At 41.1% G+C, this 16,407-nt stretch carries 7 protein-coding genes; 1 reads left to right on the forward strand and 6 read right to left on the reverse strand.

Annotation, left to right across the window (positions count from 1 at the left end; all coding sequences use genetic code 11):
* Nucleotides 1-38: 38 nt before the first annotated feature.
* The 4 genes from ACVWYG_RS14160 to ACVWYG_RS14175 form a co-directional block, all read right to left on the reverse strand.
* Nucleotides 39-1,727: a RagB/SusD family nutrient uptake outer membrane protein gene (locus ACVWYG_RS14160; RefSeq protein ID WP_457270889.1), complete on the reverse strand. Its 1,689-nt coding sequence runs from the start codon at nucleotides 1,725-1,727 to the stop codon at nucleotides 39-41.
* Between the two features lie 106 nt (nucleotides 1,728-1,833).
* Nucleotides 1,834-4,941 (reverse strand): SusC/RagA family TonB-linked outer membrane protein, encoded by a 3,108-nt coding sequence (locus ACVWYG_RS14165; protein ID WP_457270890.1) that lies wholly within the window; start codon nucleotides 4,939-4,941, stop codon nucleotides 1,834-1,836.
* Between the two features lie 39 nt (nucleotides 4,942-4,980).
* The gene (locus ACVWYG_RS14170; RefSeq protein WP_457270891.1) at nucleotides 4,981-6,879 is read right to left on the reverse strand and encodes a RagB/SusD family nutrient uptake outer membrane protein; all 1,899 of its coding nucleotides are present in this window, start codon (nucleotides 6,877-6,879) and stop codon (nucleotides 4,981-4,983) included.
* 20 nt (nucleotides 6,880-6,899) lie between these two features.
* Complete coding sequence (locus ACVWYG_RS14175) at nucleotides 6,900-10,073, reverse strand: SusC/RagA family TonB-linked outer membrane protein (RefSeq protein WP_457270892.1); 3,174 nt, start codon at nucleotides 10,071-10,073, stop codon at nucleotides 6,900-6,902.
* Between the two features lie 1,117 nt (nucleotides 10,074-11,190).
* On the opposite strand from ACVWYG_RS14175, the gene ACVWYG_RS14180 reads away from it, so the two are divergent.
* Nucleotides 11,191-11,895, forward strand: a complete 705-nt coding sequence (locus tag ACVWYG_RS14180; RefSeq protein ID WP_457270893.1) for a thioredoxin domain-containing protein — start codon at nucleotides 11,191-11,193, stop codon at nucleotides 11,893-11,895.
* A 310-nt stretch (nucleotides 11,896-12,205) separates the two neighbouring features.
* On the opposite strand, the gene ACVWYG_RS14185 is transcribed toward ACVWYG_RS14180, so the two are convergent.
* Both ACVWYG_RS14185 and ACVWYG_RS14190 read right to left on the reverse strand, forming a co-directional pair.
* Nucleotides 12,206-15,403 carry a GH92 family glycosyl hydrolase gene (locus tag ACVWYG_RS14185; protein WP_457270894.1) on the reverse strand — a complete coding sequence of 1,066 codons (3,198 nt, stop codon included), beginning with the start codon at nucleotides 15,401-15,403 and terminating at the stop codon, nucleotides 12,206-12,208.
* A 160-nt stretch (nucleotides 15,404-15,563) separates the two neighbouring features.
* Nucleotides 15,564-16,295, reverse strand: coding sequence for a GntR family transcriptional regulator (locus ACVWYG_RS14190; RefSeq protein ID WP_457270895.1), 732 nt, complete (start codon nucleotides 16,293-16,295; stop codon nucleotides 15,564-15,566).
* Between the last annotated feature and the right edge of the window lie 112 nt (nucleotides 16,296-16,407).

Genomic DNA, 16,407 nt, shown 5'->3' on the forward strand with positions numbered 1-16,407 from the left:
TAAGAGTTTTAGAAAGTTAATTAATATTATCTTTTGAATTAATTCAGCCATCCAGGATTTTGCCAGTTGGTTCCGCTGAATCCGATCACCTTATCAACTTCGCCTTGATCAATGGGATACATCAGCCATTTGGTTGATGAGCAGTTTCTATCGGCGAACTTGAAGCGGTTGTAAGTGAGGGTTGAACCAGATTTGGTAATCCGCATACCTGTAACAAAATTATCTGTCTTATCTAAGATTTTCCAACGTCTCACATCAAAGAAACGATGCTCTTCGAATGCCAGTTCAATACGGCGTTCATTACGGTACTTCTTCTCAAACGCATCTTTTGCCATGCCTGCAGGAAAAACAGGCATACCGGCTCTTGCACGAACTGCGTTAACGGCATCACGGGCACTCATTGAAACGCTGGCAACAACCACATCCACACCAGCAGATTGGTAGGCGGATTCAGCAAAATTCAAATAAAGTTCAGCCAAACGGAACAACCTGATAGCGCCATCAGCGTTATTACTTAGCCCAGATTTGTAATTATTAAATTTACGCTGGTAGTATCCTGTCCTCGTATTCCTACGACTGACGTCAGATATTTCTTCAGCCCCTCCAACAAAAGTTTCTACTTTTTTGCCATTAGGCTGATCTAAAAACCTTAACGCACCATTATAATAAATAGAAGCGTAAAACCGAGGATCACGACCAACGTACGGATTTGTCGGATCGTAACCCGAACTAGCGTTTACAACCGGAACCAGCCTGGAACCATCGGAATAGGAGGTTATAGGAGTTTCACCATTGGCCATCTCGTAACTATCGATAAGGTCTTGGGTAGGGCATGGGCCTGTTCTGTTCATACTTGGATTAGTCGGCATTCCTGCCCATTGCCATATTGCCATTTGTCCACCAATTTGCAAAATAGTTTCCTTGTCAATAGATCGCTGATCGTTGGAGTTCGTAATAAAGTATAGTGCATACGCATTCTGTGCAGTAGAAGCTGTAGGCGCAACGTTAAAGAGCTTGTATCCCCCATTGGCCAGGCATTGCGACAAAGCTTCCGCATTGATGTCAGTAGCCATCGCCCAGGTATAGTTACCATCGGCCCAAAGCGCACTTGCTGCATAAGTTACCGCCTGCGATTTAATTGCGTAAGGGACTGCCCGAGTCATCATTTGGAATTGATTGTCAGAAACCGTCCACAGCAAACCGTCGGATATAGCCAATGCCTTATCGCAATCGTCGAGGATAAATTTCACTACGTCGGAAAATTTAGCCCTCACATCCTTGCTAAAATCGTGATTTATTTCCAAAGGTTTGTCAATGATAGGTACCCCTCCGTAACGTTTGATTAATTGTAAATAGTAGAGCGCACGTAAAGTGTAAGCCTGTGCAATCCATGTTCCTTTCTCTGTATCTGAGGCATAGACTGTAGCTGTTTTGATACTTTCAAGGAACACATTACATTTACGAATACCGGTATAGAGACTTCCCCATGGGCTCCCGTCAGATGAATAGGACGGGTAAGTGATGGAGGTAACGCTTCCACCATACCAGTTAATGTACCTAGATGCAGGCGTGACATCATCCGCATCCTGTGCCTCATCTGTAAAGGAAGCCCGATCCATATAAGGTGCAGGGCAAAAACCGTAGCAGGAGTTGAGATAACCCCGGGTCCTGTTATAATCGCTAAATACCTGATCTAAAGTTATGCGACCATCACTTGGCAAATCCAACTGCTTTTGACATGAGGGAAGGAGGCCTGATGTGGCTATGACTAAGAAAATAATTATAATTTTTTTCATAATAAATAATTTTTTAGATAATAGATTAACAGACAAATTAGAATACAACATTTACGCCTACATTAAAAACCCTATACACAGGGAATGCAGTATAGTTGCCTTCCGGTCCAAAATCTTCAGTCTTCATCTTATCCCAGGTAATCAGGTTTTGACCGCTGAGTAAAAACCTCACTTTCTCGAAATTAATGGCCTGGGAAAAAGAAGCAGGAAGGGTATAAGCCAATTCAATATTTTTAAGACGTAGATAAGATCGGTTAAAGCTGATAAAATCACTCGCCTGATGATTGACTGATTGGGCCAAAGAGAGTGCAGGATAAGTAATCTTTTCTTTAGCATCATACCGCGCCTGTGTCCACGCATTCTTGTGTAGGTCTCCAAAGCTACCATCGTTATAAATTTCCCAAACGCCCTCTCCACCAGTTATCGTTGAATATTCGCCGATACCCTGAAATAGAAAGCTGAAATCGAATTGTTTATAATTAACGGTACCTCTAAATGCATAATTCATTCGCGGCAGAGCGCCAATTCCAATTGGAGCCTTATCACGATCGTCTATCTTTTGGTCATTGTTCAAATCCCGGTATTTAAGGTCCCCCAAGCGCGGCGTTCCGAAACCATAAACCAATTGGTTGGAAGTGAGCTCGGCCTGGGTATTAAAAAAACCGTTCCCATTGCTGTAATCAACCAAATATCCAAATTCCTGTCCAACAGAGTAGCCTTCCTGAACTTTGCGGTAGGCATAATCCACCGTTTTGGTTGCCTCATTTACATTAATCACATTGTTTTTAGCATAGCTTACCATGCCTCCAACAGATACCGTCAGATCGCGATTGATATGCTTGTCGTAATTGACTGTAAATTCGTAGCCTTTGTTTTCAAAAGTGCCCAGGTTACTCTGCGGATAGTTACCTAAGGGAACGCCCTGGTAAAGTGGTATGGTAGAGATGGCACTAACCACCATGTTATTCATACGCTCCTTAAAAACATCTATCGAGATGGATAGTGCGTTGAAAAATCCAAGGTCGATTCCTAAGTTTTGCTTGGTCGATACTTCAGCCTGAATGTAGGGGTTACCAGTCTGGATTTCGTTGATATTATACTGAAGATAGCCAAGATAACCACCGCCGTTTGCCGTTATGTTATCGAGATATGCAAAACGGCCAAGTCCACTCTGGTCATTTGCAGTTTGGCCGTACGATCCTCTGATCTTCAGGTTACTCAGCCATTTCATATCTGTAAAAAATGCCTCGTTAGATGCTAACCAAGCCGCTGAAACGGCAGGAGTTGCTATAAACCTACTGCCACGTGCATATTGTTCTGAGCCTGAGTAACCAACATCAAGCTTGACAAGATATCTGTTATCGTAGCCATAAGTAGCCTCTGCACCAGAGCTTACACGGTTGTACGGAAGCAACCATGGAGATGAATTATCCGCTTTGGTAAGATTCTGATAAAACATGTAAGCCATACCGCCAATCCTATGTTTGCCAAAATCGCGTTTGTAGTTTAGCGCAGCATTGTATGTAAGGTGGTAATAGAAAGAATGACTTTTACCATAAGATAAAGGTGTATTTGTTTCTGAACCCTTCTTCGTAAATTCCAAAACATCCAGGTTATTTGTTCTCACCCAGCGCTCAAAATTTTGTGTTGTAGATAAAACACCCACGGCGTTGGTCTGATAGGCTAAGATACCTGTCAGGTTTAATCCCTTAGTGAGAAAGCTCATGTCAAGGTCGAGACCAAACTGAGAGGTAATATTAGTTACCGTCGCACGCCTATAACCTGTACGGTTTAGCATGCCAAAAGTTGGCGAGCCCACACGTTCAGTTGTGATCACCTTGCCGGGAGTAATTACTGCACCGGTCGTCGGGTCAATATCATCTGGTGTTAAAGGTCCGTATGTTGTAGGTGGAATCTGCAGAAAGCTGCCGTAAATTGAAGCATTACTTTCGCCGGCTGTCCGTTCCCTTTTAATATTTCCTGATAATCGAATAAAGGCCTTGAGGTATTTGTTTAGGTTCATATCGACATTCGAACGATAGTTTAACCAGATGTTGTTTGACCCTGGTTCATATTTCGATTGTTCTGTATTAAACTGACCACCCTGGTGCATAAAATTGAGATTGGAATAATACCTTACTTTATCATTTCCCCCTGTTACATTAACACCAATGCGCTGCATGGAGGCAAAATCTTTCATATACCTTTTATACCAGTTATTATTTGGATATAGCGGATCATCACCGTCGCGGTATTTTGCAATTTGCGCGTCACTGAACAGGTAATTTGGGCCACGCCCGTCGTTGAAGGCCGCCTGATTTCTCATCTCAGCATAGTCCGCAGAATTGTAAATAGTTGGCTGGTTAGTTACCTGCTGAAAAGATTGATCAACACTGGCTTTTACTTTCACTTCGCCTTTTACTCCACGTTTGGTCGTAATGACCATCAATCCGTTTGCTCCCTGAATACCATAAAGCGCCTGCGTTGACGCATCCTTAAGAACAGTCACAGATTCAATCTCGTTTGCGCTGATATAGTCGAGTGTCTGAGCACTGTTGTAAGAAACAACAATACCATCAATCACAACAAGTGGATTATTTCCCCTTGCTGCATTAAGACCACGTATGTATAAAGAGGTCCCCGATCTAGACAATTCCGAATTGTTTTCCATTGTGGTTAAACCAGCAAAGCGACCGGCAAAAGCCATGGGAAGATTGGCAACTGGCGACTTCTCGAGCTCTGTTCCACTAACCGTAGCTACAGATCCAGATATTTCACCACGCAGTTGGGAGGTGTAACCCAGTTGGACAACTTCGTCTTTTTTATGTGCATCGAATTTAAGCTGAACATCAACCTGCCCCTTTTCCCCCGTGGTCACTTTTTGGGTGGTATAACCATTGTAAGAGAAAATAAGCAGGTTGTTTTCAGTCTTTATAATCGAGTATTCACCTTTTATATTGGTAGTAGTTCCGATTTTTCCACGTTCATCATTAACTGATACACCAGCCATTGGTTTTCCGAACTCATCCGTAACCATCCCCCTTGTGGACACTGAACGTTCCTGTGCGATAACTGCTGCCCCAAAAGAAAACATGAGCATAAAGGCAAGGAGCAATGTTCTTTTTATCGTTAATTTATGTGTCATATATTTTATTATTTTAAGGCCATTAAATTGCTGTTGGTGCTACCATCCGGGGTTTTGCCAGTTTAACCCGGTACTTGAAAGTAGGGCATTAGCTTCGTTCAGCGGAATGGGTAACCAGAGAAATTTATTGGTATAACATTTACGCTCATTCGCACGGACGGTACGGCGTGCATAAGTAAAAGTGCCGTCAGCTTGCCTTGTTATGGCCATAGCGGTAATCCACTTGTCGGTTTTTGAAAGGTCGCTTGTAGGTGTTGCCCATCGGCGCACATCGAAATAACGATTTTCTTCCATTGCCAGCTCTACCCTTCGTTCACTTTTCACACGGAGTATTAGCTCATCTTTTGATAAGGCCCCGGTTAAGTTTGGCATACCAGCTCTGGTTCTTATCTCGTTAACAGCAGCAGTAGCTTCTGCCAACTGTCTTGCCTGCGCAGCGGCTTCTGCGAAGTTGAGTATCACCTCGCCCAGGCGAAAAAGTTTTGTGTTGGCACCCCCAACAGGATTGTCTCCACCGGCTGTTGGGTGCAGGAACTTCCTTTCAAAATAGCCCGTACGTGTTGCCTTTCTCGTGGTCGCATGGATGCCTGTCTGCGGCTCATCTACATAAGTTGCGATAATCCTAGTACGGTTGCCTGTTGCTGCCGGATAGTTCTCAAAGGACTGTGGGACTTCGGGAAAATTCCAAAGACACTTCCTTTTTGAACCATTATAATAAATTGACGCGTAGAATCGGGGATCCCTATTAGCATAAGGATTGTTAGCATTATACAATGTATTTGATGTATTGTAATTGGGTTGTAAATGTTGTTCATCTCGGTATGGATTTGCAAGGTTGAGAATAGGCTTTCCGTCACTTGTTTCATAAGCATCCACCAACTCCTGTGAAGGACAGGTACCCGATTTGTAACCATCCTGCGCGCCAATGCCATCAATATTCCAAATATTACCCTGACCGTCACGGCTCTGAAAGATGGTTTCTTTATCCACTGGACTAGATGAATAATCCATGTTGGTGCAAAAATACTCGTTATAAAGCGCTGTTTGCACGTTCTTATTTGGCCCAAGAAAAGCAACATCTGAAAGATAAGTTTGCGGAAAATTTACTTTATTATAAAGTTCATAACCGTTTGCTCTTAGGTTTGCCAACGACGCTTTGTTGATCTGATAAGCCTCTTGCCAGTAATCTTTACCACCGTTATTTAGCGGACTGGCGGCAAAAAGGATCATTTTAGACTTGATTGCTTCCGCCATTGCTTTTTGAACACGTCCGGCTTCCCCGCCAGTAGTTATTCTCCATGGTAATTCTGCAGTAGCCAGCGCTACATCACAATCCTCCATAATAAATTTTACTACTTCATAATAACTTGCTTTTTTTACATTGGAAAAATCATCAGAAAAATTGTAAGTTTCCCGTTCAATGGGCAGAGAAGCCCCGAACCACTTCAGTAACTCAGAATAATAATATGCCCGCAGCAAATGCGCTTCCGCTTTCCAGCGTTTCCTGTCAGCTTCACTTTTAACCGTTGCTTTGTCAATACGACTAATGAAAAGGGTACAATTACGAATAGCATTCCAATAGCTTGCCCAATAATTGCCATTTCCTCCCTCGGTACTAATATTAATAGCGGGATGGTTGCTTGCAGAAGCATCACCGTTATACATACGCCCTGCCATAATCCATGGTTCTGCCTCAGCATCAGTATCCCAGGCATCGTCACTCCACACAACCGGCCCTCTGCTCCAAAAGAAATACCTGTTTCCTTTTGCAGACATGTTTGAATAACAGCTATTTAGAAATGCACTAACTTTATCGTCATCTGTAAAAACTTCCTCCATGGTCAATTTACCGTCGGGCGCCATATCCAACGCCTTCTTGCAAGAACTAAGGGATAGTATTGATAACACTAATGGTAAAACTATATTTTTAATTTTCATAATTTCTTCAATTTTTGAGATTAGAAAGTGATGTTTAGGCCAAAATTTGCCATTTTGGTTACCGGATATCCAATTGGATCGTTTTTCTCAGGATCCTGATGATCCATTTTTAACTTGTCCCATGTTATTAGGTTGTCGCCACTGACGAAAACCCTTAAATTTTGTATTCCCACCGTCTTAAGGGCTTGGATTGGAAGTGTATAAGCCAATTCAAGATTCTTTAATCGCACAAATGAGCGATCCATAATAAAGAAACTGTTGGCTCTATGGTTGGAATTACTTAATGTACTTAAAGCTGGGTAAGTAATCTTTTGATTGGCAGCATAACGTTCGGGTGTCCACGCCGTTCTTGTGTAGCCAAAGTAAGTGCCTAATTTAATGCTTTCATAAACTCCTTGGTCTGCATAATTGCTCGAGTAGTTGGCTACGCCCTGGAAAAATGTCGTCAGGGAAAATGCCTTGTATTGTAGATTAATAGTAAGTCCGTAGGCGATTTCTGGAATACTGGTGTAACCGATCGGGACAATATCTTTGCTGTCAACTACGCCATCGCCATTCTGATCGATGTATTTAAAATCGCCAGGCCGGGGCGATCCGGAACCATATTTTATTTTAGACAAGTATAGATCTAACTCTTCCTGTGAATTAAAATAGCCGTTCCCATTGCTGTAATCGATCGCATAACCGGTAGATTGACCGATTGCGGAACCTTGCGATGGATACCTCATCATATAAGTTGAATCCCGGATTTGTTGATCCAAAAACTTCTGGTTGTTTCGGTTAAATCCATAGTTCGCCAAAACCATCAGCGTAAAATCTTTTGCCAAAGTTTTGTTATAGGTGATTTCAAATTCAAAACCTCCATTGTCGACCAATCCCATGTTTACCCTTGGCAGATTGCCGAGTGGAACACCCTGAAATATTGGTACGGTTCCGCGTGAGATGAGTATATTGCTTCTGTTTTCAATAAAATAGTCGAAAGTGACATTGAAATCTCTCAACAATTGCAGATCAATACCGTAATTCTGCTTTTTGGCAACTTCCCATGAAATGTTTGGATTGCCGATAAGTCCCTGATTTATACCACGACCTAATCCTAAACTTCCAAGCGGACCACCTCCCAAGGAAATGTTACTTTGATAAAGAAAACGTGAGCCACCCATCTGATCATTGCCTACCTTGCCATAAGAGGCCCTTAATTTAAGTTTGGTAACTATACTATTGCCCTTCAGAAATTTTTCATTGCTTGCAACCCATCCCGCAGATACTGCAGGAAAGAAACCGTAACGCTTACCTGGCGCAAACTGCTCAGAACCATTGTATCCCATGTTTACTTCAGCGAGGTAACGGTTGTCATAACCATAAGTCACGCGGCCGGATAAACCAATCACATTAAATGGAATCTCACCGGCTGCTGTTTCCCAATAGTCGCGCTGGCCTAAAATCAGGGCGCCAACGTCGTGTTTCTCTCCAAATATGCGGTTGTAATTTAAAGATCCCTGTAAATTGATATTATATCGAGAGTCTGCACCCCTACTAATTGAAAGCAGGTTTTCGTTAGCACGGCTAACAGCGTAGGTCAGCTGATCAGTTGTGGGATTCACATTGGCAGAATACAAACGTTCAAGTTTAGAGCCTTGCTCTGCTGTTGTTGATTTTGAATCATAAGAGACCATACCCTTCATACTGAGCCCCTTCGTTACAAAAGTTCCCAAATCCCAGTTCAAACCCAGAGAGGAATTAAGATTAGACCTAACCTCACTGCGGTAACCTTGCCTGTTCATGGTTTCAAAAGCGGTACGATCCAAATAATCTGGGTAAACAACCTGACCTGGAGCTACCCCAAACCCAGGTAATGTAGTAGGGCCTGGAGTAATGGGAAGAATAGTTTGCGCCTGATAAAGCAAATCCCGCATCATCCAATTGGGATCAGAATTAGGAAACGCCGCTGCTGATGGCATGTTCACTTTTTCAATATAGCTTCCTATATTCAAAAATGTTTTTACAGTCTTGGAAATTTTATAGTCCAAGTTTGCCCTGAAGCTGTAACGATCTAAAAATGATGAAGGATCATAACCCAAAACGGATTTAGGTTCGGTTTTTAAGTTACCACCCTGGTGAAGATAAGATGAATTGACAAAATAGCTTACTTTCTCTGTACCGCCACTTGCATTGGCGTTAATACGGGTCGATGGGGAATAACGGGAAATCAATTCCCGGTAGTAATCATGGTCAGGATATATATAATTTAAGACTTTTGCTTTTGCATCATAGTTGGGATCTGCAGGATCAAGCCCTGCAAGAGGATTGGCAAACTTATCCATAACCGCCTGGCTAAATGGAAGCTGGGAAATATTATCATTCGCAGAAGCTTCGTTCCGCAATTTCATGTACTCCGAAGAATGAAGACGCTCGGGTTCACGCGTAAACGAGGTATAACCTTGTGTCGAATTTATAGACAGCTCCTGTTTCCCTGCAACACCACGTTTGGTGGTGATCAGGATAACACCGTTGGCACCACGGACGCCAAATACGGCTGTAGCAGAAGCATCCTTCAAAATTGAAACAGATTCTACTTCATTTACATCAATTGTCCGGATATTATCGCGGGGAACACCGTCAATAAGGATCAGTGGACTCTGTCCATTTGTGGTGGCTGCACCGCGCAGATACAGGGTTGCATCATCGCGACCGGGCTGACCTCCACCAGACTGAATAGAAGTTAATCCAGGTAACCGGCCTGCCAGTGCATTTGCTAAACTTGCTGCCGAACTTTTCTTTAATTGTGCTCCCGAGATGGAGGCCACAGCTCCTGTAACGGAGATTTTCTTTTGCTGGCCATAGCCCACCACTACCACTTCGTTCAATTTTTGATCAGAAGAATTAAGGTAAACCTGAATTTCTGACTTTCCATTTACGGCTATTTTCTTCTGAAGATATCCAACATATGCAAAAACCAATATAGAGTTAGAAGGAGCTTGAATTGAGTATTCTCCATTTTTGTTAGTCTGCGTTCCCACTTTTGTGCCCTGGATCATTACAGTTACACCAGGCAATGGCCCAAGATCAAGTGAATCCAATACTTTGCCAGACACCCCAATCTGTTCCTGAGAGAAAGCACTAAACGAACAACAAACTGCCAGCAGTAATATTGATGGCCAATGAAGCTTTGAGAGTAATCTTATTTTCCTCATAATAGGCATTTTGATATTTTAGGTTAATTAGTTAAAGAGTTTGCGCAATGCTTTGTGGTTGGCTGTGTAGCATTTGTCCATACCAAAAGAGTGGTTCACTTCAAAAGTTCACGATATTTTCGGCTATGCAGGATATTTAACTCATAACGTGCATCAGTATATTCAACTAAAAAAAAATGTTGTTATAAGGCTTGCTCTTTGTCCGGGCATAGTGCCACGTTAGGTTTAAGACGCTCATAAGATTATGTTTGGTTAGTTTTAAAATATTCTATTAAAACTATTGGTTGTATCAAATCTATTAATTGTATTTATAACCCGCAACCTGTACTATGCTGTGAGGCTTGCCTGTAAAATAGCGGCTGGCTTGAAGGGAAGTTGAAAACAACGAAAAGTAGTCGTGATAGAATATATTTAGTCATTATGTATTTAAGCCCTTACTGTTGCGGTGGAAAATTTCAACGATCGCAAAGCGAGTCATGCGCTCGAACGATAAGAAATTGGGATTTAGGCCGGTACATAAAAGATGAATTATCGAACGGACTTTGTAGTGGTTTGATAACGATAGAATGCTGTGCAGAAACTTAGAACTGCTGCTCGAATCTTTCGAACCATGGTACAAATCGCAGCTGTAGAATGATTATTGAACAGAATTTAAACAGCCTCTAAAAACTTTGATGGGCTCGTCAAACCCCCATGAGTATTGGACAGCACCCTTTTTCCTTTTTTAATTATTGCTTCATATTCTTCCATTTCTAATTGCGTTTGCGCCCAGACCAAATCTGTTTGGTGTTACAGCTGGCGGAGGGGGTGGTGGCACTTTACTTGGAGATTGGCTTTTTTTCTCATTTTGTAAAAGGTTCCAAACATACGTGTATAGTCGATATTGCTCAACCTTACCGAATAATTCACAATTGTAACAATGTATATTTTATTCATAAAGAAGTTATTTTTTGATTGGAATTGCTTTAGGCAGCCACCGCGCAGTTTCAAAAAAGTAGCGGTCTGTTTTATTCTTGGGATGCTAACTTTTTCGTACTCAATCTTTAAAAATGACCAGTATGTTATCTCGAACAGTGCTAAAATTGGTACTTTTGACACAACCAAAATTTCAACCATTATGCGTCAGTCTATATTTATTTTATTCGCTACACTCTTATTTGTACGTTGTAGCAATGCGCAAACTCCCACCAAGGTAGATTTAAGTGCGGCTGAATTTTCTAAGGAAATCATCTCAACAAAAAATATACAGGTGGTAGATGTTAGAACGCCAGGCGAATTTGAGAAGGGACATGTTAAAAATGCAATGAACATCAATTTACGAGATGCAGATTTTGCAAAGAGAATAGATTCTTTAGATAAAAATAAGCCTGTGTTTGTGTATTGCCTTAGCGGCGGAAGAAGTAGCGTTGCTGCAGAACAGATGGTGAAAAGAGGATTTAAAGATGTGAGAGAAATGCAAGGGGGAATGATGCAATGGCGTGCAGCAAACTTACCCGAGGTTGCTGATCAAGTAGCTGCAAAAGGCATGTCTTTGGCACAATACCAAGCTTTAGTGAAAAGTGATAAAATGGTTTTGGTAGATTTTTATGCAGATTGGTGTGCTCCTTGTAAGAAAATGAAGCCTTATTTAGACAAGATTTCAGGCGAGATGAAAGGCGAACTTACGCTCGTGAGAATTGATGCCGATGCGAATAAAGATTTAATGAAAGCACTTAAAGTTGAAGGCTTACCTGTGTTAAAACTCTATAAGGCTAATGCGCTTTCTTGGGATAATGAAGGCTTTGTTGAAGAAGTAGTAGTAAGGGGAAAGATAGCAGAGTAGGAAGAGGGAGCGAAGGTAGATGGTTGGGAGGTTGAAGGTGTGAATTCCTCAGTAAAATAATTAAAAAACCATCCCGCAGACTGGCGCAGAAATAATGTGAAAAATTGGCTGGGTTAGTCCGCGCGTTCTGCCAGATTGAAAACCAGCGCAGTCGTTCTGAACTTGTTTCAGGATCTTTCCTTTGTTCCAAGTTTTAAAATGGCATATACCGAAACGAGTTCGGCATGACCGAAATATCATTTATAAAGTTGAGCCCGACTAATCGTACAAAAGTCCTTCGACAAGTCCAGGATGAAAATTGCAGAGAAAGCTATTTCTCCACCTTATATTCAGAAATTCCCCAGTTTTTATTTGGTTCTGCACCCATTTCTAAAATTAAAGATCCTCCTTTTAACAATTCTGAAGCAGGAAAATTAAACGAATTCAATATCTTTCCGTTTAGCATTGCGCTTTGCACATACATATTGTTGCGGGATGATCCTTTGGCTTCGATGGTAAATTTTTTGCCTCTTCCAAATTGTTCGCCTAAATCAATCTCAATTTTTGGATAAAGCGGACTGCCAATTTCGTAAACTGGATTCATCCTTCCCCCACCATCTGTTTGGAACAATCCGATGGCCGTCATCACCATCCAAGCGCTCATTTGTCCTTGATCTTCATCACCCAAATACGCATCAGCGGTGCTATAACCATAATAACGATCTAATACAGAACGTGTCCATTTTTGTGTAGACCACGGCTTGCCAGCCCAATTAAAAAGATAGGCAAAATGCATAGATTGTTCATTTCCTTGCACCACAGGATAGTCCCAATATTGATCGTTTATGCCGTTGTAACGCCATGGTGCGCTCTGTTGAAAGCCCCACTCTAATCGATCGGTAAACTTTTTCTTTCCAATCATGTCAACTAAAGCAGGCACGTCTTGCGGAACAAAGAAGGTAAGTTGCCAAGCATTTCCTTCTACATAATGTTCGTTTGCGCCGCTGCGGAAGGGATCGAAATTCTTTGTAAATTCTCCATTACTTAATTTCATGTGACTGTAACCGGCCGTATCAATCGTATTTTTCCACCAATAACCTCTGTCATTAAATTTCTTGTAAACGTCTGGTTTTCCAAGCGCTTTAGCCAATTGCCCAACGTTCCAATCATCGAAAGAATATTCCATAGTATTAGAAAATCTTCCACTATCAGACGGCACGTAGTGATACTTTTCATAAGCTACCAAATCTCTATTGCCGGCAAAACCAGTAAAAACTTTCTGGGCAGGTGTTGTTTGCATTTTAATTGCCGCTTGGAGTACTTTTTCAACATCGAAACCTCTAATTCCCATTTGATAAGTAGAAACCATTTGCGGGATTTCATGCTCACCTACCATCACAGGCACATAATTCATACCGGCCGGTCCTTTTGATAGCCATCCATAAGCATCGTACATTGCTAATTGAGAGTTCACCCATCTATTGCTCCATTCGGGCGTAACTAAATTCCAAACTTGGTTTAAATTCCAGAAGGTATTCCAAAAAGCATCGCAACCCAAAGCCACATCATCTTTGTTTTTTAGCTGCTGTACTTTTCCATCAGTTCCTCGCCATTGGCCATTCGTATCGCTCCAAGTATTGCGGCTGCAAAGCGAACGATAAAGTGCATTATAGAAGCGGACTTTCTCTAGTCTGTTTGTGCTTGTAATTTTTACTCTGTCGAAGATATCATTCCAGGTGTTTATTTGATTCTGGCGCACCGCATCAAAATCCCAACCGAACGGTTCAGTAACCTCAGTTTTTAGATTTTTACTGGCGTTTTCTAAACTCACTAACGAAATTCCAGATCGAACTTGCACTACTGGATGTTTTTTAGCGTCGAACTGAACGTTTAATCCGGCTTCTTTAGCCTCAGAAGCGCTCAGTCCATCACTGTCGGTACGTTTTTCATTTATCCAATTTCCAACACTTTGTATGGGCTGATCAAATTCTATCACAAAATAAATCGTATAATCTTGTGATGCATCTTGACTCCAAACGCCGGGAGAAAATTGATGAGAAAAACCTTCAATTCTATAATCGCTAACTTTTTTAACCTCAATGTTTTTAAGCTGGTAACCGTATTCTGCAGGAATATGCAAATCAATGAGCACTCTTGCGCTGTCGCGGTCTTTTGGGAAAGTAAAACGTTCAAAACCACAACGGGTTGTGGCCGTCACCTCTGCTTTTATGTTGTAATCTTTAAGCTGAACTTCGTAAGAACCAATAGGTGCTTTTTCTGTCTCTTTATCTATTTGAGAGCGATATCCTGAACCGGGAACAAACTCACTTCCAATATTGGTTTTGAGTTTGCCGTTGGTGGCGAAAATACCTAGTCCGCCTAAAGTCCATTCGTGGATGTGGCTAAAAGTCCCTACACTTTCAAAACTTGGATCGTATCCTGCCTGCCATCCTGCGCGCTGATTGTCGGGACTCATTTTTACCATACTAAAAGGCATCCACGGACCTGGTGCAATCATCCACCTAGAATGTGCCGTTCCCATTCGAGTATCTACATAATCTGCCAAGGTTTGTAATTTTTGTGGACTGCGATTTACGATTCCTTGCCTAATTAACTTACCGTTTTCAAGTATTTTGTAGATGCTTAGTTTTTGGACTGATACCGCTGGCATCAATGCTTCGAACTCGTAACTTCCTTGCTCAACGGTTTCATTAAAAATTTGCTTTTCATCCAACAGAACGGTGAGCTTTGGTGAACCAGCTAAATGTTGAGCGGTAATGAGCAAAGGCTGCGCTCTTTGATTATTTTTGGTCAATTCGTAATTTCCGGCAGCAACATTTTTAACAAATAGTTGCGAAGGAATTTCGAGTTTAAGTGCTTTCGAGCCTAGTAGCTGAACTTGATCAAACATAATCCAAGATCCCTGTATGGTGGTAATCGTTATCTTATTGCCACCTTGTTTGATCACATCTTTTCCTAAAATTATCTCTATCGTTTTTGGGGTTGCGGCCGATAGATTACCTTTAAGTGCGACTGAATCTACGTATGGCTCAGTTTCTGTAGGAAACGCTTGTTTTTTTAAATCGTATCCTTTTGCCGTTAGCTGTATTTTTTCCTCTTGATTGTTGATCGTAATTTTTAAAAGCGGTAGAAATTTTTTAGCGTAGTCCGTTAATTTGATAACCAATTTATAGCCGTCTTTACTAGGTAAATCTTTCACGCCAAATAAGATGTTTACTTGATTTGTGCGCCAGCCTGCTGTGGACCATGTGCCGCCCCAAGTATCTACCGGGCCTGGAAGAACGTATGGAAAGTCTTTCTGGTCTTTTGAATAACCAAGCAAAAAGTATTTGTCTTCATATCCAAAATCTTTCGCAACAAAATTCTTAAAACCATTTGGAGCAAGTGCAAATTCTGTTGCAGCTCGGTCTGCTTTTCCTATACTCCAAATTGCTTGTTGCTTTGTTTGCGCAAATGCAGCGCCTAGAGTTACAATAACTAAGTTAGTAAGCAGGATAATCTTTTTCATAATAATTGGATAGGGCTAAAATATCGATAAGATTCTTATTGGAAATATATCTTATCGATAAACAAACATAATTAAAAAAAATACTATGTACGAATGTTGATACAATCTAAAGCTAAAATTAGATTACGGTATTATTTTAAATTCGTTGATAAATTTTATGTTAGACTCGCCGGCTTTCTACGGTATAAGTAAAACCATCGGCTAGATAATAACCGATGTTGAATTCTATTGGCTTTTCTTCTTGATCGTAAACAAATCTTTTTCTAAACAAAATTGGACTGCCTAAATCAACTTCTAATTTAGCAGCAAGAATTTTGTCGGCTACTTTTGCGCTAATTTCTTCTTTTGAAAGGTTTGCAATGGTAGCATAATCGCTCTCTAAGATTTCGTAAAGCGGGCGTTTAAAGTCTTCATCTCCTGTAAGACCAATCCTGGGATGGAAGTAAGAAATAAAATATACGAAAGGTCCATCTTCAGATCCGCGTAAGCGTTCTAATTTTAGAATCTTTTTATCTGTTGATATTTCGAAAAAATTAGCAATTTGCTCGTCTGGATAACTCCATGTTAAGTGAAGTTCGAAATTTCTAATCGGAATTCCTCTAGCTTGCATCTCTTGCGAGAAACTTAGCCAATTATTTGATTTCGAGCTTACTAGTTTCCCCGCCACTTTGGTGCCCACTCCCTTTTTTCTAGTCAATAAACCTTCATAAACCAATTTATTTAATGCTTGTCTGAGGGTAGTTCTAGAAATGGAAAGCTGTTTTGCTAGATCAACTTCGTTTGGTAAAAGTTTCCCGTTTGCATAATCTGGCTTCTTAATAATTTTTCTCAAAAGTTCTTCCGCCTGAGCGTGAAGTGGGATGGGACTTTTATGGTCGATTGAAAATTTCATTTTCGGTTCTATTTTTTAGTGTTTTTCTGAATGCGTTAAATTTTACAGACGAATAATGGTCCAAATCTCCAATAACAAACATATAAATATTTTTTCGAATCAAAATATTGGT

This window comes from Pedobacter sp. UYEF25 (assembly GCF_054061655.1).